The 26,619-nt window shown below is 40.9% G+C and carries 26 protein-coding genes; 23 read left to right on the forward strand and 3 right to left on the reverse strand.

What is annotated here, in order from left to right; all coding sequences use genetic code 11:
* The first annotated feature begins 22 nt into the window (after positions 1-22).
* From lptE to nadD, 3 genes are read left to right on the forward strand one after another with little or no spacing between them, the layout of a single operon-like run.
* Positions 23-562, forward strand: a complete 540-nt coding sequence (gene lptE / locus ABE954_RS16480) for an LPS assembly lipoprotein LptE (RefSeq protein ID WP_042848364.1) — start codon at positions 23-25, stop codon at positions 560-562.
* Positions 562-1,593, forward strand: coding sequence for a DNA polymerase III subunit delta (gene holA / locus ABE954_RS16485; protein WP_042848365.1), 1,032 nt, complete (start codon positions 562-564; stop codon positions 1,591-1,593). The genes lptE and holA overlap by 1 nt, the downstream gene beginning before the upstream one ends.
* On the forward strand, positions 1,586-2,260 hold the full coding sequence (gene nadD / locus ABE954_RS16490) for a nicotinate-nucleotide adenylyltransferase (RefSeq protein ID WP_131680482.1): 675 nt from the start codon (positions 1,586-1,588) through the stop codon (positions 2,258-2,260). The genes holA and nadD overlap by 8 nt, the downstream gene beginning before the upstream one ends.
* Here nadD and ABE954_RS16495 read toward each other — a convergent pair.
* Positions 2,248-2,919, reverse strand: coding sequence for a YbgA family protein (locus ABE954_RS16495; protein ID WP_371025587.1), 672 nt, complete (start codon positions 2,917-2,919; stop codon positions 2,248-2,250). The two genes, nadD and ABE954_RS16495, sit on opposite strands and share 13 nt — an antisense overlap.
* Positions 2,920-3,240: 321 nt before the next feature.
* Here ABE954_RS16495 and rsfS point away from each other — a divergent pair, with 321 nt between their 5' ends.
* From rsfS to lipA, 9 genes are all read left to right on the forward strand, one after another.
* Positions 3,241-3,567, forward strand: coding sequence for a ribosome silencing factor (gene rsfS / locus ABE954_RS16500; protein ID WP_080750930.1), 327 nt, complete (start codon positions 3,241-3,243; stop codon positions 3,565-3,567).
* Between the two features lie 2 nt (positions 3,568-3,569).
* Positions 3,570-4,040 (forward strand): 23S rRNA (pseudouridine(1915)-N(3))-methyltransferase RlmH, encoded by a 471-nt coding sequence (gene rlmH / locus ABE954_RS16505; protein ID WP_048606343.1) that lies wholly within the window; start codon positions 3,570-3,572, stop codon positions 4,038-4,040.
* A 32-nt stretch (positions 4,041-4,072) separates the two neighbouring features.
* On the forward strand, positions 4,073-5,962 hold the full coding sequence (gene mrdA / locus ABE954_RS16510) for a peptidoglycan DD-transpeptidase MrdA (RefSeq protein ID WP_042848372.1): 1,890 nt from the start codon (positions 4,073-4,075) through the stop codon (positions 5,960-5,962).
* A 51-nt stretch (positions 5,963-6,013) separates the two neighbouring features.
* Positions 6,014-7,126, forward strand: a complete 1,113-nt coding sequence (mrdB, locus tag ABE954_RS16515; protein WP_042848373.1) for a peptidoglycan glycosyltransferase MrdB — start codon at positions 6,014-6,016, stop codon at positions 7,124-7,126.
* A 13-nt stretch (positions 7,127-7,139) separates the two neighbouring features.
* Positions 7,140-8,111, forward strand: coding sequence for an endolytic peptidoglycan transglycosylase RlpA (gene rlpA, locus ABE954_RS16520; RefSeq protein ID WP_048606341.1), 972 nt, complete (start codon positions 7,140-7,142; stop codon positions 8,109-8,111).
* A 188-nt stretch (positions 8,112-8,299) separates the two neighbouring features.
* The gene (gene dacA, locus ABE954_RS16525) at positions 8,300-9,511 is read left to right on the forward strand and encodes a D-alanyl-D-alanine carboxypeptidase DacA (RefSeq protein ID WP_042848376.1); all 1,212 of its coding nucleotides are present in this window, start codon (positions 8,300-8,302) and stop codon (positions 9,509-9,511) included.
* A 135-nt stretch (positions 9,512-9,646) separates the two neighbouring features.
* The gene (gene ybeD, locus ABE954_RS16530; RefSeq protein ID WP_042848378.1) at positions 9,647-9,910 is read left to right on the forward strand and encodes a DUF493 family protein YbeD; all 264 of its coding nucleotides are present in this window, start codon (positions 9,647-9,649) and stop codon (positions 9,908-9,910) included.
* Between the two features lie 278 nt (positions 9,911-10,188).
* Positions 10,189-10,752, forward strand: a complete 564-nt coding sequence (gene lipB / locus ABE954_RS16535; protein ID WP_336431474.1) for a lipoyl(octanoyl) transferase LipB — start codon at positions 10,189-10,191, stop codon at positions 10,750-10,752.
* A 124-nt stretch (positions 10,753-10,876) separates the two neighbouring features.
* A complete protein-coding gene (lipA, locus tag ABE954_RS16540) occupies positions 10,877-11,842 on the forward strand; it encodes a lipoyl synthase (protein ID WP_042848383.1) in 966 nt (321 codons plus the stop codon).
* Between the two features lie 157 nt (positions 11,843-11,999).
* On the opposite strand, the gene cspE is transcribed toward lipA, so the two are convergent.
* Together cspE and ABE954_RS16550 are read right to left on the reverse strand one after the other, a co-directional pair.
* Positions 12,000-12,209, reverse strand: coding sequence for a transcription antiterminator/RNA stability regulator CspE (gene cspE / locus ABE954_RS16545; RefSeq protein ID WP_014657708.1), 210 nt, complete (start codon positions 12,207-12,209; stop codon positions 12,000-12,002).
* 217 nt (positions 12,210-12,426) lie between these two features.
* Positions 12,427-12,885 carry a methylated-DNA--[protein]-cysteine S-methyltransferase gene (locus ABE954_RS16550; RefSeq protein WP_042848385.1) on the reverse strand — a complete coding sequence of 153 codons (459 nt, stop codon included), beginning with the start codon at positions 12,883-12,885 and terminating at the stop codon, positions 12,427-12,429.
* Positions 12,886-13,172: 287 nt separating this feature from the next.
* Between ABE954_RS16550 and nrdH the strand changes: the two genes are divergently transcribed.
* The 11 genes from nrdH (at position 13,173) to emrB (ending at position 26,587) form a co-directional block, all read left to right on the forward strand.
* Positions 13,173-13,400 (forward strand): glutaredoxin-like protein NrdH, encoded by a 228-nt coding sequence (gene nrdH, locus ABE954_RS16555; RefSeq protein WP_042848387.1) that lies wholly within the window; start codon positions 13,173-13,175, stop codon positions 13,398-13,400.
* 8 nt (positions 13,401-13,408) lie between these two features.
* Positions 13,409-13,822, forward strand: coding sequence for a class Ib ribonucleoside-diphosphate reductase assembly flavoprotein NrdI (gene nrdI, locus ABE954_RS16560; RefSeq protein ID WP_042848388.1), 414 nt, complete (start codon positions 13,409-13,411; stop codon positions 13,820-13,822).
* 12 nt (positions 13,823-13,834) lie between these two features.
* Entirely contained in the window at positions 13,835-15,967 is a 2,133-nt protein-coding gene (nrdE, locus tag ABE954_RS16565; RefSeq protein WP_131680481.1) for a class 1b ribonucleoside-diphosphate reductase subunit alpha, read from the forward strand.
* A 14-nt stretch (positions 15,968-15,981) separates the two neighbouring features.
* Positions 15,982-16,953, forward strand: coding sequence for a class 1b ribonucleoside-diphosphate reductase subunit beta (nrdF, locus tag ABE954_RS16570; protein ID WP_042848390.1), 972 nt, complete (start codon positions 15,982-15,984; stop codon positions 16,951-16,953).
* A gap of 727 nt (positions 16,954-17,680) precedes the next feature.
* Entirely contained in the window at positions 17,681-18,880 is a 1,200-nt protein-coding gene (gene proV, locus ABE954_RS16575; protein ID WP_042848391.1) for a glycine betaine/L-proline ABC transporter ATP-binding protein ProV, read from the forward strand.
* On the forward strand, positions 18,873-20,036 hold the full coding sequence (gene proW / locus ABE954_RS16580; protein WP_042848392.1) for a glycine betaine/L-proline ABC transporter permease ProW: 1,164 nt from the start codon (positions 18,873-18,875) through the stop codon (positions 20,034-20,036). The genes proV and proW overlap by 8 nt, the downstream gene beginning before the upstream one ends.
* Before the next feature lie 94 nt (positions 20,037-20,130).
* The gene (proX, locus tag ABE954_RS16585) at positions 20,131-21,126 is read left to right on the forward strand and encodes a glycine betaine/L-proline ABC transporter substrate-binding protein ProX (RefSeq protein ID WP_042848394.1); all 996 of its coding nucleotides are present in this window, start codon (positions 20,131-20,133) and stop codon (positions 21,124-21,126) included.
* A gap of 134 nt (positions 21,127-21,260) precedes the next feature.
* Positions 21,261-22,460, forward strand: a complete 1,200-nt coding sequence (locus ABE954_RS16590; RefSeq protein ID WP_371025588.1) for an MFS transporter — start codon at positions 21,261-21,263, stop codon at positions 22,458-22,460.
* Positions 22,461-23,123: 663 nt separating this feature from the next.
* Positions 23,124-23,639 carry a transcriptional repressor MprA gene (mprA, locus tag ABE954_RS16595; protein WP_042848398.1) on the forward strand — a complete coding sequence of 172 codons (516 nt, stop codon included), beginning with the start codon at positions 23,124-23,126 and terminating at the stop codon, positions 23,637-23,639.
* A 216-nt stretch (positions 23,640-23,855) separates the two neighbouring features.
* Entirely contained in the window at positions 23,856-25,037 is a 1,182-nt protein-coding gene (emrA, locus tag ABE954_RS16600; RefSeq protein WP_042848400.1) for a multidrug efflux MFS transporter periplasmic adaptor subunit EmrA, read from the forward strand.
* A 53-nt stretch (positions 25,038-25,090) separates the two neighbouring features.
* A complete protein-coding gene (gene emrB, locus ABE954_RS16605; RefSeq protein ID WP_241105375.1) occupies positions 25,091-26,587 on the forward strand; it encodes a multidrug efflux MFS transporter permease subunit EmrB in 1,497 nt (498 codons plus the stop codon).
* The last annotated feature ends 32 nt before the right edge of the window (positions 26,588-26,619 follow it).

The raw sequence follows: 26,619 nt of genomic DNA on the forward strand, positions 1-26,619 counted from the left end.
TGATGGCTGATAAGGAGGCCAGGTGCGTTATCTGATAACTTTATTTTTGAGCCTGGCGGTGCTAGTCACCGCAGGCTGCGGTTTTCGCCTTCAAGGAACCACCCAAATTCCTGAAGAACTGAAAACGTTGCAGCTGAGTTCAAGTGACCCATATGGCTATCCTACAAGGGCACTTAGGGAGCAGTTACGGCTGAATAACGTAACAATCCTTGAAACAGGCAACGCAAGTGTCCCTATTTTGAAAGTCCTCGGTTCCAATGAAAACACGGAAACCGTTTCGATTTATCAAGATGGTAAAGCAGCAGAAAAGCAACTTACACTTGTTATGAATGCGCAAGTGTTGATGCCTGATGGCGCTATTTACCCGCTACAAAGTCGTGTTGAGCGTACTTTCTTTGACAACCCTTTAGAAGCACTTGCGAAAGATGCAGAAAAAGAAATTGTTAGGCAAGAAATGCAGGAGCAAGCTGCACGTAACTTAGTTCGTAAGTTACTGCTTGTCCACTCAGCCGAACTTGAAAAAGCAAAAAACCAAGCGGCTGATACGAACACGCAACCATAATGACGCGTATTTACCCTGAACAGCTGGCCTCTTCGTTACAAGAAACGCTAAGAGGCCGCTATTTGATTTGGGGCAATGAGCCCCTTCTACTTCAAGAAAGTCAAGATGCCATCCGCAAAGCTGCCCAACAACAAGGCTTTGAGGAACATTTTGTGTATTCTCTTGAGCAGAACACTGACTGGGATGAAATTTTTAGCCAATGTCAGGCGCTAAGCTTATTCGCTAGTCGTCAAACTCTGACGCTGTTATTACCTGAAAATGGCCCCAACGCAGCAATGGCGGAAAAATTAAGCCAGTTGTCGCAGTTACTTCACCCAGATCTACTCCTTGTACTACGTGGACATAAACTAACAAAAGCCCAAGAAAACAGCGGGTGGTTTAAAGCCCTCAGTAAAGAGGCGGTGTATGTCAGTTGCCTGACGCCTGAATACCAACGGCTCCCTCAGTGGGTATCGAAACGCGCGTACAGTATGCGCTTATCTTTAGAAGCCGAAGCCAACCAACTGCTCTGTTATTGCTACGAAGGTAATTTACTAGGTTTGGCGCAAGCCCTTGAGCGCCTGTCATTACTGTACCCTGATGGCAAACTCACCTACCCCCGAGTTGAAAATGCAGTTAATGATTCTGCCCATTTTACACCGTACCATTGGGTCGACGCGTTACTTGCAGGTAAATCACGCCGTTCATGGCATATTTTAGAACAACTTCAACATGAAGATGTTGAACCCGTCATTTTGTTACGTTCAATACAACGTGAATTAATACTGCTTATTACGTTAAAACGCCAATCAGTCACAACACCATTGAAAACGTTATTTGACCAACACAAAGTTTGGCAAAACCGCCGTGGAATGATCTCTGAAGCACTACAGCGTTTAACGTTGCATCAATTACAATCTGCACTAATGTTATTAACACAAGCTGAAATCCATATTAAACAAGATTTTAGTCACTCAGCATGGCCTGACCTACAATCACTATCTATGTTATTATGTGGTAAAGCATTTGCAGAGAATTTTATTCATGACTGACCATTTTTCGCCTAAAGATAAACACAATCACCTTCAAGCGTTATTTGGTGGGACATTTGACCCGATCCACTTCGGTCATTTACGCCCTGTTCAGGCTCTAGCTCAACAAGTTGGGTTAGAAAAAATTATTTTATTACCCAATCATGTCCCGCCACACCGTCCGCAACCAGAGGCTACCCCATTGCAGCGTTTGGAAATGGTAAAATTAGCGGTTAAAAATAACCCGTTATTTGCCATCGACACTCGTGAGCTAGAAAAAGATAGCCCTTCATATACGATAGAAACACTTTCTCAACTACGCCAAGAAATGGGACCAACCCAACCCCTTGCGTTTATCATTGGGCAAGATTCCTTGTTATCTATTAATACATGGTACGAATGGGAGAAAATTCTTGATAATTGCCACTTATTAGTTTGTGCCCGCCCAGGATATGCTACGCAATTTACCGACCCCAAAATGCAAGCTTGGCTGGTACAACATCAAGCCACAACACCCTCGCAACTAAGCCAATCTGCCAATGGTTATATTTTTATTGGTGACACCCCTCTTATCAATATTTCTGCCACAGAAATACGTGAAAAACTAAATGCAGGGGACACCTGTAGCGAGCTTATCCCTGAAACCGTTCTTCAATATATTCACCAACAGCACCTTTACCAACGATAAGGAAGTTCTCTTATGGGGATGCAATTAGGGTAAGGTTCAAAAAAATATTGTTCACTCAAATAGTTATCAGGGTATTGCACCAATAATTGGCGCATCATTGCTAACGGCTGGCTTATTGGTAAATTCCCTTCTCGATAATCATTGATCAACCATAACAACCGTTTTTTCTCATCTGAGGTTGCTTTACGTTTAAAATATCCTTGCAGATGGCTAAGCGCATTTACTTGAATATTTCTAGCTGGAAGGGACGAAAATATTTCCATTAGCCCTGCTTTGTAGTGGTTAAAAAAACCGTGGAGATCGCTTCCCTTACGAATACTTGCCACTAAGCGGCCAGTTAATTGATACCCCACAGGAGAATATGCCATTATCAAATATTTATGGCGGCTATGAAATTGGATGATTTCAGCCTGTGTTAGGTGTTGGCATAAGTTATTAAGCCTTTGCAAAACATACAGTTTCGTTAAGAAACTATCCCAGTAGTCGACATCATGCCATTGCTCGTCAGTGATCACCGCAATACTCGCTGGAAATAACCCAGCCAATTGAAGCCTATCTTGCGCAGCACAAATAATGCCATCTACGCGGTTGTGGGCTGAATTGACAACATCAGCCGTTAGGTATTCCACAATAGGCTCTACCCATGGTTGAATTTTCATGGGGAGATGACTAACCCCTTCAAATACGAAAATATTTGGCTTCATTATTTGCACAATATCCATCTCACTCTAAAATATTTGCTAGGGTGCGAATTTGTTGAGTTATTTTGTAAAGTTAACACAAACCTCTTGCTCAAGTGAGCAGATATCCCTATAAATTTCACTCCATAATGAATAAAAAAGAATTTAGCCGATTTTTCTTAAAATCTAGGGTAAAATGGCTTCGCTGAGAATGATTTTGATTCATTAGCTATCAGCAAACGCTTTATCTACAAACTACAAACAGTGTTTAATGTAATATTCTGTTTATTTGAATGAAAGGTGAACCTTTTGCAAGGAACTGAACTCCAACAATTTATTATCGATCAGCTTGATGATGCCAAAGCAGAAGACATTATCACTATCGATGTTCAAGGGAAATCAAGTATTACCGATCAGATGATCATCTGTACAGGGACATCAAGCCGCCATCTGATGTCTGTCGCTGACCGGTTAATAGATGCCTGCCGTAAAAATGGTTTAATGCCATTAGGTGTTGAAGGGCAAGGCATTTCTGATTGGATCGTAGTAGACCTAGGTGATGCTATTGTGCATATTATGCAAGACGAAAGCCGCCGCATGTACGAATTAGAAAAACTCTGGAGCTGAGTTTGAAATTACAACTCATCGCCGTTGGAACAAAAATGCCGGACTGGGTCCAGACCGGCTTTATGGATTACCTCCACCGTTTCCCTAAAGATATGCCGTTTGAATTAACGGAGATACCCGCTGGGAAACGCGGGAAAAACGCAGATATAAAACGCATTTTAGAAAAAGAAGGCGAGTTAATGCTCGCAGCCGTGGGTAAAGGAAACCGTATTGTCACCTTGGATATTCCAGGAGATCGCTGGGATACTCCCAAACTGGCCATTCAATTGGATAAGTGGAAACAAGATGGCCGTAATGTCAGCTTATTGATCGGTGGTCCCGAAGGGCTAGCTCCCGCTTGTAAGGCGGCGGCTGAGCAAAGTTGGTCATTATCACCACTTACGCTTCCTCACCCACTAGTTCGTGTCCTTGTTGCCGAAAGTCTTTATCGCGCATGGAGTATTACGACTAATCACCCTTATCATAGGGAATAGTTTGGTTTGAATAAGTTCAAAATGGCAATGGGATGAAAACACAACGCACCCCTTTTCGCGACCACACCGCAGAATCTGTTTTGTTTATCCGCCGAGCGCTTATTGCTTTCGGCGTGATTGTCATTTTAACCTCGATCCTCGTGACCAATTTGTACCATTTACAAATTGTTCGCCATGAGGATTACCAAACTCGCTCTAATGATAACCGAATCAAATTGGTGCCCATTGCACCAAGCCGTGGCATTATCTACGATCGGCAAGGAACACAGCTCGCCCTAAATAGCACTTTTTATCAGTTAGAAATCGTGCCAGAGAAAGTCGATAACCTACAAGAAACCTTAGACAAACTTCGTGATATCGTTGATTTAACCGATGAGGATATTGCTAATTTTGAAAAAGAACGTAAGCGCTCACGTCGTTTTACCTCTATCGCCTTAAAAACACAATTAAATGAAGTTCAAGTGGCTCGCTTTGCCGTAAACCAATACCACTTCCCCGGTTTAGAAGTTAAAAGTTATCAACGTCGCTCCTATCCATATGGTTCTGCATTGACCCATGTCATCGGCTACGTCGCTAAAATTAATGATAAAGACATCGAGCGCCTTGATAAAGACGGGTTATTACCTAACTATGCGGCTAGCCATGATATTGGTAAATTAGGCATCGAGCGTTATTATGAAAGTGTATTACACGGTAAAACAGGCTATGAAGAAGTCGAAGTTAACAGCCGAGGGCGGGTTATTCGCCAGCTTCATGAACAACCGCCTCAAGCTGGCCGGGATATCTATTTAACGATTGATCTCGAGTTACAAATCTATATTGAAAAATTATTAACCACTAGCCGTGCTGCTGTCGTAGTGACAGACCCACGCAACGGGGAAATACTGGCGCTGGTTTCTAACCCAAGCTATGACTCAAACCTGTTCGTCAACGGTATCTCAAACAAAGATTACCAAGCGTTACTGAATAACCCTGATAGGCCGTTGATTAACCGAACAACCCAAGGGCTTTACCCCCCAGCCTCAACCGTAAAACCCTTTATTTCTGTTGCCGCATTGAGTGAAAAAGTCATCACGCCCAACACCACAATATTTGACCCCGGTTGGTGGCAACTCCCCGGCTCAGAAAAACGCTACCGAGATTGGAAACGCTGGGGCCATGGTAAGCTGAATGTGATGAAATCTATTATTGAGTCTGCAGATACCTTCTTCTACCAAGTTGCCTATGATATGGGTATTGACCGTCTCTCTGTATGGATGACCCGCTTTGGCTTTGGCGAGTACACTGGGATCGACCTTGCCGAAGAGCGTTCAGGCATTATGCCTACTCGTGAGTGGAAACAAAAACGTTATAAGAAACCTTGGTACCAAGGGGATACTATTCCAGTCGGGATCGGCCAAGGCTATTGGACTGCTACCCCAATTCAAATGTCAAAGGCCTTAATGACCTTAATCAATGACGGTCAGGTCAAAACGCCTCACTTACTTTATGGCACCAAACTTGGTAATGCCATGGTGCCTTATGAAGATAAAGAAACCACTCAAATTGGGGACATTCATTCGGGTTATTGGGAACTCGCTAAACAGGGGATGTATGGCGTAGCCAATGCACCTAATGGTACAGGTCGTCGTAGTTTTATCGGTACCCCTTATAAAGCTGCCGCGAAGTCTGGAACGGCTCAAGTCTTTAGTTATGAAACCTATAATGCAAGTAAACTCGCCGAGCACTTGCGTGACCATAAATTGATGATTGCTTATGCGCCTTATGATAAGCCAACTATCGCTGTCACTATTATTTTAGAAAATGGCGGCGCAGGTCCTTCTGTAGGGGACATAGTGCGGCAAATATTTGACCATGTTCTTCTTGGTGATAACCGTACAGAAATTGCCACCTCACCAACTAGCGCTGGGGAGGACCGCTGATGTCCCGTTCAAGCTATCAGCTTCAACCAAATACAGTGAGCTATAAAAAAGATGACAGACGATAAGAAAAAAATTTCATTATCAACACGTCTGCACATAGATGTGCCTATGCTATTAATTATCATGGCATTGCTTGCCTATAGCGCGTTTATTATGTGGAGCGCTAGTGGTCAAGACCCTGAAATGATGGAGCGAAAGCTAGGGCAAATAGCTTCTGGCTTTATTGTAATGATCGTTATGGCTCAAATTCCCCCTCGAATGTATGAAAATTGGGCTCCACATCTGTTTATCTTTTGTGTCATTTTATTAGTTTTTGTCGATGTGTTTGGGCAAATCAGTAAAGGGGCCCAACGTTGGCTAGACCTCGGTTTTATTCGTTTCCAACCTTCAGAAATTGCAAAGATAGCGGTGCCACTTATGGTTGCCCGCTTTATGAATCGTGATTTGTGTCCCCCTTCATTTAAAAATACACTGATTGCACTCGTCCTCATTTTTGTACCGACATTATTAGTGGCTGCGCAGCCTGACCTTGGAACATCAATCCTTGTGGCGGCTTCGGGGTTATTTGTCTTATTTCTTGCTGGGATGAGTTGGCGGCTGATTGCTATTGCTGCTATCGCCCTAGCGGCCTTCATTCCATTGCTGTGGTTCTTCTTGATGCATGGCTACCAACGGGCTCGTGTCATGATGTTATTGGACCCAGAAACTGACCCATTAGGTGCGGGCTACCATATTATTCAATCAAAAATTGCGATTGGTTCTGGTGGGTTAATGGGGAAAGGTTGGCTGCACGGTACACAATCACAACTTGAATTTTTACCTGAAAGGCACACTGACTTTATTTTTGCTGTATTAGCCGAAGAACTTGGCTTAGTCGGTGTTCTTATCCTTCTTGGCTTATATATTTTGCTGATTATCCGCGGGCTCTATATTGCCGCCAGCGCACAAAATACCTTTGGTCGAGTGATGGTTGGTGGTTTGATCTTAATCCTTTTTGTATATGTGTTTGTGAATATCGGCATGGTCAGTGGTATATTACCTGTCGTTGGCGTTCCCCTCCCCTTAGTGAGTTATGGCGGTTCTGCCTTAATTGTTTTAATGGCTGGATTCGGTATTATCATGTCGATACATACACACCGAAGATTCCTTTCAAAAAGTTTATAAAATGAGGCTTAGTATGCGTTTACAATGGATAATGCTTGGTGTCACTGCCGCGCTACTTAGTGGCTGTGTTACAGAAGAGGTTAAGCAACCCGCCCAAGTGCCAACCAATGTGCCCACTCAAGATGTATTAGGTGCTGAACCTCATTATGAGCCATATCACCCAACAGCAAATAGTGATTACTCACGTAATGGCCAGCAATACCAAATCGTACGTGACCCGGCACAATTTAGCCAAGTTGGCTACGCTTCAATTTATGGTGCTGAATCAACAGGCAATATGACTGCCATTGGTGAACGAGTTAACCCCGTAGAATTAACCGCAGCACACCCGACTTTGCCAATCCCTAGTTATGTGCGTATTACCAATATGATGAATGGCCGCATGATGGTGGTTCGAGTCAACGACCGTGGCCCTTATATGCAAGGTAAAAGCATTGCTATTTCTCGGGCTGCGGCTGACCGCTTAAATTTATTACCAACCACTAAGATTAAAATAGACGCTATCCAAGTCGCCCAAGACGGTACACTTTCTGGTACCGGTACTGTCGGCTCTAATTTTGTTAAGCAGAGCTATGCACTACCTGGGCGCCCACAGCTAGGTTCAGGCCCTATGGGAACGCCTGTGATGGAAAACTTACCAACGCCAGAAAATGCGTTGCCTGTCCAACAGCCCAAAGAACCTATGCAACCAGTGATGCCAGATATGAGCTTACAAACCCCTACGCCAGAGCCACAACCCGCGGCCGAAGAAGCGGTGCCTGAGCGTGGCTTTTTAGTCCAAGCGGGTGCAATTAGCAGCCAACCGAACGCACAAAAAATGCTGGATGAACTAAAAACACAATTTAATGTTCCTGGGCGTTTACAACCCTACAATGGTATCTACCGGGTTCAATTAGGGCCGTTTAGTACTCGACAACAAGCTGTTGAAGTACAGGGCCGTCTACAATCAGAAAAAAACCAAACTTCGATGGTAGTCGCACCTTAAATCTGAATACATACCAAACATTTTAGGTCTCTCAACATTGTGATGATGTTGATGGGGCCTAAAGTATGACTGTATCAAACTGACAAAAATAATTGGTGGAGCGCAAAAGTGGCTTTTTTCTTGCCCTATTCTTTTGCTAAACTGCGCCTCCTTGTGTTAACCGAATTTCGGATGTAAATGGTAAAACCATGAATAATGTCGCTCCATCACGCATCGTGCGTTATACAGTGCTGGGTTCTGCTCTGCTTCTTTTGACTGCCAGTATTGCAAATGCCAATGACAGCTTTCCAAATACTTCAATTCCCGCAGCACCAGCCATAGATGCTGAAGCCTATATACTCATTGATTATAATTCAGGAAAAGTCCTCGCTGAAAGTAATGCGGATCAGCGTCGTGACCCAGCCAGTTTAACCAAGATGATGACCAGTTATGTTATTGGTCAGGCGATTAAATCAGGTAAAATTGGTGCAAATGACATAGTCACCGTGGGTAATGATGCATGGGCAACCGGTAACCCTGTGTTTAAAGGCTCATCCTTGATGTTCTTAAAACCAGGAGATCGAGTCAGCGTTTCTCAACTGACTCGTGGGATTAACCTGCAATCAGGTAACGATGCTTGTGTTGCAATGGCTGATTATATCGCTGGAGATCAAACCAATTTTGTTCAATTAATGAATGGATATGTGAATAAATTAGGTTTGAAAAACACCCATTTTGAAACTGTTCATGGCTTAGATGCAGAAGGCCAGTATAGCTCCGCACGTGATATGGCGCTTATTGGTCAAGCTTTAGTACGTGATGTACCAGAAGAATATGCCATTTACAAAGAAAAAGAATTTACCTTTAACAACATCCGCCAAATTAACCGTAACGGTTTGTTGTGGGATAAGAGCCTTGCTGTTGATGGGATCAAAACAGGTCACACAAATGCCGCAGGTTTCAACCTTGTTGCATCCGCAACAGATGGTGATATGCGTTTAATTTCCGTTGTGATGGGTGGGAAAAGCAGCAAAGGACGTGATGCTGAAAGTAAAAAATTACTCACTTATGGTTTCCGTTTCTATGAAACAGTTAAACCATTACAAGCTAACGTTGATTTTGCGAGTGTTCCTGTTTGGTTTGGTGATGAAAATGAAGTGAAATTAGGTGTAGTGGATGACCTATACTTAACGATACCTCGGGGACGGTTAAAAGATTTAAAAGCCAGCTATGAACTGTCAACGACAGAATTACAAGCGCCTTTGACCAAAGGTCAGCAAGTCGGTACGATCAGCTTCCAGCTCGATGGAAAAACTATTGAACAACACCCTTTAGCCGTTCTAAAAGATGTTGAAGAAGGTGGCTTTTTCAGCCGATTAATTGACTATATCAAACTATTATTTCACCGTTGGTTTGGCTAGGGCTTGAAACAAAAATAAATCACCCCCATATAGTAAGCATCGAAATGTTTGTTGGATGAATACTTTTGATTGGCTGGTTTAATACCAGCCAATCTTTTTCAACCAGCGACACAATTTAAAAAATTAGGAGTGCCCATGAAAACGAAATTAGGCGAACTGCTTGAGTTCCCATGTCCATTAACTTACAAAGTGATGGGCTTGGCACAGCCTGAGTTGGTTGATCAAGTGATTGAAGTTGTTCAGCGTCATGCGCCTGGTGATTACTCTCCCGATGTGAAACCAAGTAGCAAAGGCAACTATCACTCAGTTTCTATTACTATTAATGCAACACATATCGAACAGGTTGAAACCTTGTATAGCGAATTAGGCGCATTAGAATTAGTTAAAGTTGTGCTTTAACCAAATAGTGAAGTGACCCCCAATAGCTGGACAACCAATTACTGGGGGTTTTTTATGCCAAAATACAGCCGAGATTTAAAAATTATCATTGCTAACCATTAATTCTGTATCTACTCACTTATATACAACAAGCTAATACCTTGACAACTTGATGTGTAACAAACATAGGCGTTATACTGACCTAACGATAATGACAACGTGGACGCTTAATTTTGTCAGACAGAAGTATAATCATCCGCCAACTTGGCCTCGCGCCTTACCAACCCGTTTCTGATGCGATGCACCAATTTACGCAATGCCGTACGCCTGAAACCTGCGACGAAATTTGGCTCGTTGAACACCCCCGAGTATTTACTCAAGGCCAAGCTGGTAAAGCCGAGCACGTACTTGCTCCTGGCGATATCCCAGTCATTCAAAGTGATCGGGGGGGCCAAGTTACCTACCATGGCCCCGGCCAGCAAGTCATGTATGTTATGCTAGACTTAAAACGCAATAAACTTGGTGTGCGTGAGTTAGTCACCGCACTAGAAAACACGGTTGTGAATACCCTCGCCCATTTTCATATCGAAGCTTACCCTCGCCCCGATGCGCCCGGTGTATATGTTAACGGGGACAAAATTTGTTCTCTTGGTTTACGCATTAGGCAAGGCTGTTCTTTCCATGGGCTTGCTTTAAATATCGATATGGACCTTGAGCCATTTAACCGTATAAACCCTTGTGGTTACAGTGAATTAAAGATGACTCAGATTAGTGATCTTGCTCCCAAAGTGTCATTATCTGATGTTCAGCCTGTGCTAATCCGTCAATTCTGTGACACACTAGGATTTCATATTGTTCAATAATAATGCTATAATTTTTTAACATTTTTAAACTATTTTTTAATGAATGGGTTACGGCTTTCCATTCGGTTTTATTTAGAATTAAAAATTATCCATCAGCATAAAAGATAACTGGAACCGTCATATTATGAGTAAACCAATTCAGATAGAACGCGGAATTAAATATCGTGACGCCGACAAAATGGCGCTGATCCCTGTCAAAAACGTTGTGACTGAACGAGAAGAAATTCTACGTAAACCTGACTGGATGAAAATTAGGCTTCCCGCTGACTCAACTCGTATTCAAGGCATTAAAGCCGCTATGCGTAAAAATGGTCTACATTCGGTATGTGAAGAAGCCTCCTGCCCAAACCTTTCCGAGTGCTTTAACCATGGTACAGCAACCTTTATGATCTTAGGTGCTATCTGTACTCGACGTTGCCCATTTTGTGATGTTGCCCACGGTCGTCCAAACGCGCCAGATGCCAATGAGCCAGAAAAATTAGCGCAAACAATCAAAGATATGGCATTACGGTATGTCGTTATTACTTCTGTGGACCGAGACGACCTACGTGATGGTGGCGCACAGCACTTTGCGGATTGTATTCGTGCTATTCGCGAAAAAAACCCTTCAATTAAAATTGAAACATTAGTCCCTGACTTTCGTGGGCGTATGGATCGCGCACTAGAAATTCTGACCGCAACGCCACCAGATGTCTTTAACCATAATCTTGAAAACGTACCACGCGTTTATCGCCAAGTTCGCCCAGGCGCGAATTATGAATGGTCATTAAAATTACTCGAAAAATTTAAAGAAGCGCACCCTGATATCCCAACTAAATCAGGGCTAATGGTTGGGTTAGGCGAAACGAACGCCGAAATTATTGAAGTTATGCGTGATTTACGCCGTCATGGCGTAACAATGCTAACGCTTGGTCAATACTTGCAACCGAGTCGCCATCATCTGCCTGTAAAACGCTATGTTAGCCCAGCAGAGTTTGACGAAATGAAAGAAGAGGCAATGGCAATGGGCTTCACCCACGCAGCTTGTGGGCCTTTTGTACGCTCGTCTTACCATGCAGACTTACAAGCTAAAGGTGAAGAGGTCAAATAACCCCCTAGCTTTTTGGTATGCTACATTATTTCTATAAAGCCGGATTCAACCTATTTGTTTAAATCCGGCTCTTGTCTTTTACTGCTTAATAAAAAACTCGCCCCAGTTAACTAGAGCGAGTTTATAGCTGTTAGTTTCTAATTGTTAATTATTAAAATTACAGAGAGACAACGTTAACAGCAGATGGGCCTTTAGCACCTTCAGTGATTTCAAATTCGACTTTCTGGCCTTCCGCTAAGGTTTTGAAACCTTCGCTTGCAATCGCAGAAAAGTGCACAAATACATCTTTGCTACCATCTTCTGGAGTGATAAAACCAAAACCTTTAGACTCGTTGAACCACTTAACGTTACCTTTAACTTTAGACATCAAATTATTACCTTTAAAATAAAATAGACACACCATCTGTATCAGGCTCAGTACATCAGATATCTAAGTTACTTGTCTACAACCTAGATCACGAAAATTGACTAAAAAAGTAAAAATATATTATTTATCGGTATTATCTGTGCAAATTCCACCCATAATTCTTACAAATAGCAATTATTACAACTAATAGTATTAGCTATAGTGAATTATTTAGATATTACTTCTCATGCAATAGTAACCAACCTTTAATATCTAGGCCGCCAGTATAACCGACTAGCTTTCCATCATGCCCTAATACACGATGACAAGGTACAATTAAAGAAATGGGGTTACGTGAATTAGCCATTCCAACAGCACGACAGTAATTTACAGAACCTAACTTTAAAGCCAAATCCTTATAGCTCCATCGCTCACCATAAGGTATCCCACATAAATGCTTCCAAACTTTCTTTTGAAACTCAGTTCCCTGAGGATTTAAAGCAACCGTAAAAACTTTTCTTTTATGACTAAAATATTCTTTTAACTCTTTCACGCAAAGTTTGGAGTGTTCATTCTTAATTTCTTTTTCTGTTTTTTCTTCAACAAAGTACAGGCTCGTTATTCCGTCATCATCAGCCGTAATATGGATCCACGGTTTAGGAAACTTTTCCGGTGTTTCTAAATATTGATGGTACATAGTATCTCCTTAAAAGGAATCAATTACCTGATTGTATATACAGTTATAGAGTAAATTATTTCCGCTTTGCAATAATCTTTTTTCTTAGTGTCACCAACTGAATCACTAAATCCACTTATTTTTTATTTTCAATGTTAATAACAACCTAGCAAATAATTAGAATAATTATCATTCAACTTTTCATATCCACTACATATTGTGTGGTTGATAAATAACTCACCCATATATAGTATTTACTTATTAATCTTGTTGGCTATGACACGTTAAAAAATCAAAAGGTAAATAATATGACTGAGATTACCATTTATAGTAAGCCTAATTGCGTTCAATGTAATGCAACATACCAAGCGCTAGATCGCAAACAAATTTCCTATCAGGTAATTGACCTCACTCAAGATGACCAAGCCCTTGAGCTAGTTAAAAAATTAGGCTATCAACAAGTCCCAGTAGTCATTGCTGGGGACAAACATTGGTCTGGGTTTCGTCCAGATATGATTAGCTTATTAGCGGCCTAGAGGTTCTTATGGCAACGGAAGCGCTTATCTATTTTTCCAGTCGTTCTGGAAATTGCCATCGCTTTGTTAAAAAGTTAGGCCTTCCAGCAACACGGCTCCCCATTGGTCGCCAAGAAAACAGCCTAATTGCAACAAAACCTTATGTTTTGTTGCTGCCTACTTATGGTGGTGGAGGCTTAAAGGGTGCCGTCCCAAAAGAAGTGATCCAATTTCTAAATATTGAAGCCAATCGCTCACTTATCCGTGGAGTGATCGCTGCGGGTAACACCAACTTTGGCGATGCCTATGCCATTGCTGGGGATATTGTCGCGCAAAAGTGCCGTATTCCTTACCTTTACCGTTTTGAGCTTCTTGGCACAGAAAAAGATGTTCAATCCGTTAAGCAAGGCCTTCAAATATTTTGGCAGCGTACTGACAACTAGAGTTATTTCAAAATGGATAAAATGCAAAATACCACTGATATAGATTATCACGCACTTAATGCTATGTTGAATTTATATGATAGCGAAGGCCACATTCAATTTGATAAAGACAAGGAAGCTGCACATCATTATTTTAGGCAACATGTAAATCAAAACACTGTATTTTTTCATGACTTAAAAGAAAAATTAGATTTCTTAGTGCAAGAAAACTATTACGAAAGTAGCGTATTAGGTCAATATGATTTTGAGTTTATCAAATCATTATTTAAACAAGCTTATGCGCATAAATTTCGTTTCCAGACTTTTTTAGGTGCCTTCAAATATTACACCAGCTATACCCTAAAAACCTTTGATGGTAAACGTTATTTAGAGCGTTATGAAGATCGTGTCTGTATGGTGGCATTAACACTTGCACAAGGCTCAGAAAGCCTCGCGATGTTATATGTGGATGAGATCATCAGCGGTCGTTTTCAACCTGCTACCCCCACATTCCTGAATTGCGGTAAAAAGCAAAGAGGTGAACTAATTTCTTGTTTTCTTTTGAGAATCGAAGACAACATGGAATCCATCGGTCGCTCCGTAAATTCAGCATTACAATTATCCAAGCGCGGCGGTGGTGTCGCATTTTTAATGAGCAACTTACGTGAACAAGGCGCTCCAATAAAATTGATTGAGAATCAATCATCTGGTGTAGTCCCTGTCATGAAAATGCTAGAAGATGCCTTTTCCTACGCTAACCAATTAGGGGCTCGTCAAGGTGCCGGAGCCGTTTATTTACACGCGCATCATCCTGACATTATGCGTTTTCTTGATACTAAACGGGAAAATGCCGATGAAAAAATACGCATCAAAACGCTTTCTCTAGGGGTTGTTATTCCTGATATCACTTTCCAGTTGGCAAAAGATAATCAAGATATGTATTTGTTCTCTCCTTATGATATTGAACGCATATATGGTGTTCCAATGTCCGAAATTAGTGTGACAGAGAAATACCATGAAATGGTAAATAACAAGGGGATCAAAAAATACAAAATTAATGCGCGAGAATTTTTCCAAACCTTAGCTGAAATTCAATTTGAATCGGGATATCCCTATATTCTCTTCGAGGACACTGCCAACCGGGCTAACCCAATCGCAGGGCGAATTAACATGAGCAACTTGTGTTCGGAAATACTGCAAGTTAATCGCCCTAGTACTTATGAAGATGATTTAAGCTACCAACAGATTGGTAAAGATATTAGCTGTAACTTAGGTTCAATGAATATCGCTAAAACAATGGACTCCCCTAATTTTGCTCAGTCTATTGAGGCTGCTGTGCGGGCTTTAAGTGCAGTTTCAGATATGAGTGATATACGCTCAGTCCCTTCTATTGCACAAGGTAACCGCCAATCCCATGCCATTGGCTTAGGGCAAATGAATTTACATGGCTACCTTGCAAGGGAGCACATTCATTATGGTTCTGAAGAAGCGTTGGATTTTACCAATATTTATTTTTACTGTGTCACTTATTATGCGCTAAAAACATCCAACCAATTAGCCAGAGAAAGAAAAACTGCATTTATTGGCTTTGAACACTCTACATATGCCTCTGGTGAATATTTCGATAAATATATCAACAACCTTTGGTTACCAAAGACACAGAATGTGCAGGAATTATTCCGACGTTCGGGTATCGAAATTCCAAGTCGTGAAGATTGGCTAGCCTTGAAACAGTCAATTATGACCCACGGAATTTACAACCAGAATCTGCAAGCTATCCCTCCGACAGGTTCAATTTCCTATATTAATAATTCAACATCTAGCATTCATCCTATCGTTTCACGAATAGAAATTCGTAAAGAAGGTAAAATTGGGCGCGTCTACTACCCTGCTCCTTTTATGGATAACAAAAATCTAGAGTATTACCAAGATGCTTACCAAATCGGGCCAGAAAAAATTATTGATACCTATGCAATGGCCACTCAACATGTTGACCAAGGTTTATCTTTAACCCTATTTTTTAAAGATGATGCCACTACCCGAGATATCAATCGTGCGCAAATATATGCATGGCGAAAAGGGATAAAAACACTGTATTACATTAGGTTACGCCAAACCGCCCTAGAAGGAACCGAAGTCGAAGGCTGCGTATCTTGCACTCTGTAATAGGAAAAAATCAAATGACCACCAGCACATCTTATACACCTGTTAAAGCTATCAACTGGAACCGACTTCAAGACGATAAAGATTTAGAAGTTTGGAACCGGTTAACCACCAACTTTTGGTTACCTGAAAAAATCCCGCTCTCCAATGACACACCATCTTGGAACACGCTTACTGCGGCAGAAAAACAGCTCACTATTCGAGTATTCACTGGCTTAACGTTACTCGATACCATCCAAAATACGGTTGGTGCTCCTTGTTTAATGCCTGATGCTCAAACCCCTCATGAAGAAGCCGTATTATCTAATATTAGCTTCATGGAAGCGGTACACGCTCGGTCTTATAGCTCAATATTTTCAACATTGTGCTCGACCACTGATGTCGATGACGCATACCGTTGGAGTGAAGAAAATACAGCGTTACAGAATAAAGCCAAAATCATCCTTTCTTATTATTGCAATTCACATCCACTGAAGAAAAAAATTGCGAGTGTATTTTTAGAATCATTCCTTTTTTATTCAGGGTTTTATTTACCTATGTATTGGTCAAGTCGAGGTAAATTAACTAATACCGCAGACCTCATTCGATTAATTATTAGGGATGAAGCTGTACATGGATATTATATTGGCTATAAATTTCAAAACTCATTACAACAATATGATAATGAAGTACAAAAAGAAATTAAAGATTTCACTTTTTCATTATTACTTGATTTATATGAAAATGAAGTTAAGTATACGCAAGAACTGTATGACTCGGTGGGTTGGTCAGAAGATGTAAAAAAATTCCTTCATTATAATGCGAATAAAGCATTAATGAATTTAGGTTATGAAGCATTATTCCCAGATACAGTGACAGATGTTAGTGCTGCAATATTATCCGCATTATCCCCAGATGCGAATGAAAACCATGATTTCTTTTCGGGCTCTGGCTCATCTTATATTATTGGAAAGGCAGTAAGTACCGAGGATGATGATTGGAACTTCTAATAAACCAGTAAATTTAGTTTATCTATCAAAGCAAATCCCCTAAAAAACTATATCATGATGAATAATAATGATTTTATTTATCATGATATTTTTTAGCTCAAAAAACAGACGATTTATTTCGTTTTTTATATGTATATCTGTTTAATTACTCATTTTTAATGAGTCAATCTGGCAAATTATTTGAAAATAATCCATATTTCAATTATTTTTGATAAGATAAATTAATATAAACTAGTGTATATTACATTTATTTTTCTACTCTAAATGTTAATTTTTATCCGTATTAATAATAAATTAAAAACTTATTACTCCAATAGATTGTATTAAATGCGCTATCTAATAAATTCAGTCTCACCAGTTAGTTAACCTATAGGATCTTAAATTAACGCACTAACGAATTAGGCTAATTATTTCTTTAATCAGCAAGAATAATTCGTCTTTTCTGCATGTGATTTTTTTGATTAATTATGCTTAACCGAGGGTTGTCAGTCGATTTTATTATGCTAGGGTTTATTGCTTGCAAGTTTTGCTAATAACTAAAACAGGAATAATTAAATTTAAACCATAATGATCGAACCCATTAAACTAAAATAGGAATTTCTGCCCTAATAATTTTCAACCGATAGTCGCAATTTTAAAATATTGTTTAAGCTATCACGACAGAATTAATCACATTCAATATGGGCAATCATTCTTCCTTATTGATTGAAAGTTGGGTAAATAATATATGGCAACAAAATTAGAAGTTAAAAATTTATATAAAATTTTTGGGGAAAATCCTGATCCGGCCTTCAAGCTACTGAAATCAGGAATGAGTAAAGATGATATCTTTGAAAAAACAGGCCTAACCGTAGGTGTTCAAGATGTTAATCTGACGATTGAAGAAGGCGAGATCTTTGTCGTGATGGGGCTTTCTGGCTCAGGGAAATCCACGTTGGTACGCCTCCTCAATCGCCTGATAGAACCGACAAGTGGCCAAGTCATGATTGATGGAGAAGACATCTCCGGAATTACTGACAAAGCACTGCGTGAAGTTCGACGAACTAAAATCAGTATGGTGTTTCAATCATTTGCACTTATGCCGCATATGAACGTGATTGATAACACTGCTTTTGGTATGGAACTTTCTGGTATTTCGAAAGAAGAACGGCATAAAAAAGCAATGGATGCCCTTCAACAAGTCAACCTAGAGAAATGGGCTAACTCATACCCTGATGAACTGTCAGGAGGTATGCGTCAACGTATAGGGTTGGCAAGAGCACTAGCCAATGACCCTGATATCCTATTAATGGATGAGGCTTTTTCTGCGCTAGATCCCTTGATCCGAACTGAAATGCAAGATGAGTTGCTCTCTTTACAAGGGGATAAACAGCGCACCGTTGTTTTTATTTCCCATGACCTTGATGAAGCCATGAGAATTGGTGATCGCATTGCCATCATGCAAGGGGGAGTCGTTGTTCAAATAGGCACTCCAGATGAAATTCTGAATAACCCTGCGAATGATTACGTCAAAACATTCTTCCGTGGCGTTGATATTAGCCAAGTCTTTAGCGCCAAAGATATTGCTCGTCGGCGACCTGATGCTCTTTTACATATCGCACCGGGTTTTGGTCCGCGTTCTGCCCTTAAAGTTCTAAATGACGAGGACCGCTATCATGGTTATTTGATCTCTCGAGGTCATACCTTTGTCGGTGTCGTTTCTGTTGAATCCCTCGAAAAAGCGCTCCGTGAAAAAGCCGGTATTGAATCTGCAATTTTAACCGATATCGAGCCTATTCAAGGCGATACATCTTTGAATGAAGTTATCTCAACTGTAGCGCAAGCTCCTTGTGCGGTACCAGTCATTAACGAAAAAAATCGTTATTTGGGGGTAATTTCGAAAGGAATGCTGTTGCAAGCACTGGATAAGGAGACGCCAAATGAGTAAACATAATCAAGAACAAACAACTAACCAGCAAGATCCATGGGCGGATGCTTCAGTGCAAGAAGCCCCAACACAAACCCCAGAAACTGCTGCTGATGATCCATGGGCTGCGAGCTCCGATAATAGCCAAACATCTTCAGATGACCCATGGGGTAATGCCCCAACAACAGATGCACCAGCGGAATCTGGCAGCAACGACTGGTTAGATGCAGCGCCAACAGATGGCGTATCAATTGATCAATTTAACTTTATGGACCCATTTCAGCACACATTGTTACCATTAGATTCGTGGGTAACTCACGGTATTGATTGGGTAGTACAAAATTTTCGCCCAGTATTCCAAGCTATTCGTGCACCAATTGATTTTATTCTCAGTGGGTTCGAGCAATTTTTAACCTCCCTGCCCTCCCCCGTTGCCATTATTTTATTTGCTTTATTAGCATGGCAATTCGCAGGAAGAGCAATGGGTATTGCAACATTCGTTTCAATGATTGTTATCGGGGCAATCGGAGCATGGTCAGAAGCCATGGTCACATTATCATTAGTATTAACGTCTCTGTTATTTTGTATTGTTATCGGGTTACCCCTCGGAATATGGCTTGCACGTAGTGATAGAGCAGCAAAAGTAGTCCGTCCACTACTCGATGCCATGCAAACAACACCCGCGTTTGTCTACCTAGTCCCCATTGTGATGTTATTTGGTATTGGTAATGTACCTGGCGTGGTGGTCACCATTATTTTTGCATTACCCCCGATCATTCGTTTAACCATTTTAGGTATTAAACAAGTCCCAGCAGACTTAATTGAAGCCGCAGAGTCATTCGGAGCCAGCCCTAGCCAAATGCTATTCAAAGTCCAGTTACCTTTAGCTATGCCGACAATTATGGCAGGGGTAAACCAAACATTGATGTTAGCACTATCCATGGTGGTGATCGCCTCTATGATTGCTGTCGGGGGCTTAGGACAAATGGTACTACGCGGGATAGGACGCTTAGATATGGGATTAGCCTCTGTTGGTGGGGTTGGGATTGTCATCCTTGCTATCGTATTAGACCGCTTTACACAATCGTTAGGCCAAGATACACGTGGCAAAGCACTATCACGCTGGTATCAAAAAGGCCCTATTGGGTTAATCACTCGCCCATTCAGTAAAAAATAAACACGTTCAACACATCCTCCATCCACGATAGAGCCATTATTTGGCTCTTCGCTTGCAAAGCCAAGCGACGAACCAAAATAGAAGGATAAACATAATGAGAAAGCCAATTATTCTTGCAACTGCCCTGACTGCTATTCTTAGCTCTTCACTCGCGTATGCGGAGTCATTACCGGGTAAAGGAATTAAAATAAACCCTGTACAAAGCACCATCAGTGAGGAAACATTCCAAACCTTAATTGTCTCAAAAGCCCTTGAAAAGCTCGGCTATGATATTAACCCTATCAAAGAAGTGGATTACAACGTTGCCTATTCCTCTATTGCCAATGGAGACGCAACTTTCCTAGCCGTAAGTTGGGTACCTTTACATGATGCACAATATGAAGCTGCCGGTGGTGATAAAGCCTTTTATCGCCAAGGGGACTATGTTGTCAATGCAGCACAAGGCTATTTAATTGATAAAAAAACCGCTGATAAATATAACATTACCAACATTGAGCAATTAAAAGACCCAAAAATCGCAAAATTATTTGACTCTAACGGTAACGGTAAAGCGGACTTAACTGGCTGTAACCCCGGTTGGGGCTGTGAAGCTGCGATCAATACACATTTAAAAGCTTACGACCTTGAAAAATCTATCGATCACAATCAAGGAAACTACGCGGCTATGATGGCCGATACCATCACGCGCTACAAAGAAGGGAAACCTATTTTCTACTATACCTGGACCCCTTACTGGATCAGTGATGTGTTAAAACCAGGCCGTGATGTAGTTTGGTTAGAAGTGCCTTTCTCGGCAATGCCGAATGGTGAAAAAACAGATACTACGCTTCCTAATGGCAAAAACTATGGTTTCCCACCAAACACAATGCACATTGTAGCGAATAAAAAATGGGCTGCCGATAACCCTGCTGCGGCGAAATTGTTTTCCATTATGAAATTACCTATTGCCGATGTGAATGCGCAAAACTTAAGGATGCATAATGGAGAAGCTTCTCAAGCTGATATTGAACGCCATGTGAATGGATGGATTAAAGCACACCAATCCACTTTCGATGGCTGGGTTGAAGAAGCAAAACAAGCAGCCAAATAAGTTAAACTACTGAGCAAAAACTAAAAACCATCTTCTTCTTGAAGATGGTTTTTTTTATAAATAGCGAAAAGAAATAAACCAAGCTTTTGAATTTTGTTTATAGTATTTGCCTAATTGATGATTGGTAATAAAAAATGAAACAACCACAAACGGCTGAACTCACTACTGGCCTAACCATTTTAATGGCAATTTCGACAGGTTTAGTTGTCGCTAGTAATTACTATGCTCAACCTCTGTTAGAGACTATTGCCGAGCAATTTAACCTTACCACCAATATGGCTGGGTTTATTGTGACCGCTGCCCAGTTGGGGTACGCTGCTGGTTTACTATTTTTAGTCCCTTTAGGGGATTTATTTGAACGTAAACGCTTAATTTTGGTTATGACCTTTCTTTCCGCGTTAGGTCTCCTAATTACAGCTTTATCAAATCATGTATGGCAAATATTATTAGGTACAGCTCTCACTGGTTTATTTTCAGTGGTCGCTCAAGTATTTATTCCACTAGCAGCATCTATCGCCAAACCACATCAACGCGGTAAAGCGGTTGGTATCATTATGAGTGGGTTACTGCTTGGAATTTTACTTGCAAGGACAGTTTCAGGGGCTGTCGCCATGGTGGGTGGCTGGAGAGCTATCTATTGGGTAGCTTTCGCTTTATTGATCCTATTGATGATTGTGCTAGCCATCAAATTGCCTCGCTATCACCAAAAAACCAATCTGAACTATTTTCAGTTACTTGGCTCTATCGGTCGCTTATTTTTTGGTACTCCCGTGCTTGCCGTAAGAGCCTCGCTCGGAGCACTTTCATTTGCTAATTTTGGTTTACTATGGACAGCGATGGCTTTTTTATTGGCAAGCCCACCGTTTAATTACTCTGAAGGCACTATTGGCTTATTTGGTCTGGTTGGGGCTGCTGGAGCATTCATGGCATCTCAGGCAGGACATCTTGTTGATAAAGGGAAAGGCAAACTCCTGACCACAATTGGGCTCGTTTTGTTGTTGTTATCGTGGATACCTATAGGGTTAGCTAAACACTCTCTCGTTGCATTTATTATTGGCGTCTTAGTTCTCGACCTTGCAGTACAAGCTGTTCACGTAACAAGTCAAAGTACGTTATACCGTATTTTACCAGAGGCTCGTAATCGGCTTACTGCCGGTTATATGACCAGTTATTTTATTGGTGGAGCGCTAGGCTCACTACTTTCGGGTTATGCTTATGAACATGCAGGATGGGAAGGCGTAGCCATTTCCGGTGTTATCTTAACTGCAATCAGTTTAATTATTTGGGCAATTGGTATTCGTTTTGACCCTACCATCACCGCGCAGGATCAATAACGTTTCTGCAGATAAAAACGCAGCTAACATTTCAGACAAAATGCTAGCTGCAGTGCTTTAACACATAAACAAACCTAACATATCAAAGTGATACCCTATAAGTTTATCAAATAAATATTTTGAATATTGAATTAATAAATATTCATATATTCATTAAATAGTTTTATTTGTTATAATCACTAAGGCGAAAGTTAGCAAATGACACTGTTAAACAAATACTATATCTTAATTAAAAGGTATACTAATAGTTAGTTGTGGCAATTATTAACACATAGAATAATATATAAATTAAACAAAACTCGGTATTTATACGTAATAATTAAAATGTTCCATCTAACTTGTAATTATTGAGTAATAAAAAAAGTGGTATTGAGTTAATGTGATGTGATTATATATTGTTTTATATGATTATATTTAGTGCCTAAATCGATTTATTTTTGGTTGCTTCATAACCAATCATGTCTAAAAAAGCAAAAATGATTGGTTACGCTATACTGAAACCTGTAAATTACATTCATAAAATTTATGAATGATGTATCATAATCAAAATAAAATCGACGGTATTAAGTAAGTATAATTGCTAATTCTATCTTTTAATATACCATTTAGGTGGTTGATGACAGTTGTAATCTTACCAACTGAAACTAATAAGGTATCCAAATAATGGAAAGTTCATTTACACCGACTGAAGAACTACTAAACGCTCGTGTTGCACAGCAAGATTCACATGAAGCACCGATTCCGTATCAAGAAATTCTCTTAACACGCCTATGTATGCATGTTCATGGCAAGCTACTTGAATCACGTAATAACATGTTAAGAGCTCAAGGTATTAATGAAACTTTATTCATGGCATTAATGATCCTTGATACAAAAGACTCCCGTAGTATCCAGCCCTCTGAACTTAGTGCAGCACTCGGTTCCTCACGAACCAACGCCACACGCATAGCCGATGAGCTTGAAAAAAATGGTTGGATTGAACGTAAAGAAAGCCATAACGACAGACGTTGCCTACACTTGCATTTGACTGAGAAAGGAACTGAATTCTTAAATGGTTTATTGCCACCTCAGCATGGCGCCCTTATTGATATTTGGTCTGTTTTGGATGCTAATGAAAAACAACAGCTGGATATGCTGATGCGTAAATTACTCACCAAACTGGATACGATAAAAGATTAACCATGATCTTTATAGGGTTAATGTATTTGAGGCATTCTTACGCTCAAAGGTGAAAAAAAACTTTTCAGCTAACAATATTTCGTTATCCTTTCATTCTTATGCTTTGCGATATTCCATCGAGCAGCAAAATCATTTGTAGTCTTAGTTTCCAGTGGTTAATCCCTAACTACTGGAAACAATTGTGATCCCTATCCATCGAACATGGAGAATATGAGTATGAGTTCCCCTGAGGAAATGCAACAAACGCAGACTCCCCAACCAAATAAAAAAAGACAACGTAGAAATGCGCTCGTGTTTTTAACCATTATTTTTATTGCTATTGGCGTTGGCTGGGCTGTTTACTGGTATCTCGTACTTCGTCATTATGAGTCTACAGACAATGCATATGTCGCAGGTAACCAAGTACAAATTCAATCTCAAGTTTCTGGAAGTGTCATGACGGTCAATGTTGATAACACTGACTTCGTCAAAAGTGGGACCACGCTAGTCACGCTCGACCCTAGGGATGCAGAAATAGCACTTGAAAAAGCAAAAACAGAACTTGCCAATAGTGTGCGCCAAACACGCCAACACATAATTAACAGCCGCCAATTGCAAGCGAACATTGCCGTTAAGCGTTCAGAACTTAACCGATTACAAAATGATTTAAAACGCAGAGAAGTTCTAGGTAGTAGCAATGTTATCGGCAAAGAAGAACTACAACATGCCAGAGAGGCTGTCGTCAGTGCAAAAGCCGCATTAGATATGGCAATTGAACAGTACAATGCCAATCAAGCCATTGTTCTTAACACCCCAATAGCAAAACAACCCGCTGTAGAACAAGCCGCAACACAAGTGAGAAACGCTTGGTTAACCTTACAACGAACTAAAATCGTCAGCCCCGTCGATGGTTATGTTTCCCGCCGCAGTGTACAAGTAGGTTCACAGATTACGCCTTCAACACCATTAATGGCTATCGTCCCTTCTAGTGGCATGTGGATTGACGCTAATTTTAAAGAAACTCAACTTGCGGATATGCGTATTGGCCAAACTGCAAAGGTCACCACTGATTTCTACGGTAAAGATATTGTTTTCAATGGAACCGTCGTCGGTTTAGATATGGGGACAGGGAGTGCCTTTTCATTACTCCCCGCACAAAATGCGAGCGGTAATTGGATCAAAGTCGTACAACGTCTCCCCGTTCGTATCGCCTTAGATGCTAATCAAGTTGAAGAGCATCCCCTGCGCATAGGGTTATCAACTGAAGTGACCGTCGATACTTTAAATAAAGATGGCAAAGTGCTTTCTAAAGGCATGCGCGATACACCTGCATACCACACTGCAGCATTAGCCGTTGATATGTCACCTGCCGATAAAATAGTTACTGAGATAATTAATAATAACTCAGGGAATAAATAAGTGAGGGAGCAACCGTGACGCCAGCACCGTTAACAGGATCAAAACTTGCTTGGATGACTATTGCCCTTTCATTGGCAACCTTTATGCAAGTACTTGACTCTACGATTGCTAACGTAGCGATCCCAACTATTGCGGGTAACTTAGGTGCTTCTAACTCACAGGGAACTTGGGTAATTACCTCCTTTGGTGTCGCTAATGCAATTTCAATTCCAATCACTGGCTGGCTAGCTCGCCGGATAGGCGAAGTAAGGTTATTTTTGTGGTCGACAGGGCTATTTGCTTTAACTTCATGGCTATGTGGCATTTCTAGTAGTTTAGAAATGCTAATTTTATTCCGTGTATTGCAAGGCTTAGTTGCGGGACCACTGATCCCATTATCTCAGAGCCTGCTTCTTAATAACTACCCACCAGCTAAGCGAAATATGGCATTAGCTCTTTGGTCAATGACCATTGTCATTGCGCCTATTTGCGGGCCAATTCTTGGTGGGTACATTAGTGACAACTATCATTGGGGCTGGATATTTTTTATCAACGTACCATTTAGTATCGCGATTATTTTTGCCATCATGAAAACACTAAAAGGTCGTGAAACAAAAATATCGATACAACGCATTGATACTATTGGTTTAGTATTGCTTGTAGTAGGGATTGGCGCATTACAAATCATGCTTGACCAAGGCAAAGAACTCGATTGGTTTAACTCTACCGAAATTATTGTTTTGACCATAATTGCCGTTGTTGCTCTTGCTTTCCTGATCGTATGGGAGCTCACGGATGAACACCCCGTAATTGACCTTTCACTATTTAAAGAACGGAATTTTACTATTGGCTGCTTATCCCTAAGCCTCGCTTACATGCTATATTTTGGGACCATTGTATTACTGCCCCAATTATTGCAGGAGGTTTACGGCTATACCGCAACATGGGCAGGCTTGGCTTCTGCACCCGTTGGTTTATTACCCTTGTTAATTACCCCAATAATTGGTCGTTTTGGTAACCGAATTGACATGCGCTATCTGGTTACATTCAGCTTTATTATCTATGCTGTTTGTTACTATTGGCGAGCTTATACCTTTGAACCGGATATGAGTTTCGCAGCAGCAGCATGGCCACAATTTGTACAAGGCCTAGCCATCGCCTGTTTCTTTATGCCACTAACAACCATTACCTTATCAGGCCTACCGCCTGAGAAAATGGCTTCAGCATCCAGCCTATCCAACTTTACCCGTACATTAGCAGGGGCAATAGGGACATCGATTACTACCACGATGTGGACACAAAGGGAATCAATGCACCATGAAAACCTCACAGAGTTTGTCAACCCTTACAACCCTAATGCCCAATATATGTATCATGAACTGGCAAAGATTGGTTTGAATGAGCAACAAAGTGCTGCATATTTAGCGAAAACTATTACAGACCAAGGGCTTATTATCTCCGCAAATGAGATCTTTTGGTTATCCGCAGGGATTTTTATCTTATTAATGGTCATTGTTTGGTTTGCAAAACCCCCATTCGGTGCAGGTTCAAAAGGTGGTGGTGCACATTAGCCCCCGATTTATCATCCTAGCCCCACTTTTTA

It is taken from the genome of Providencia sp. TYF-12, from assembly GCF_041344805.1.
In the GTDB taxonomy this organism is placed as follows: domain Bacteria; phylum Pseudomonadota; class Gammaproteobacteria; order Enterobacterales; family Enterobacteriaceae; genus Providencia; species Providencia huashanensis.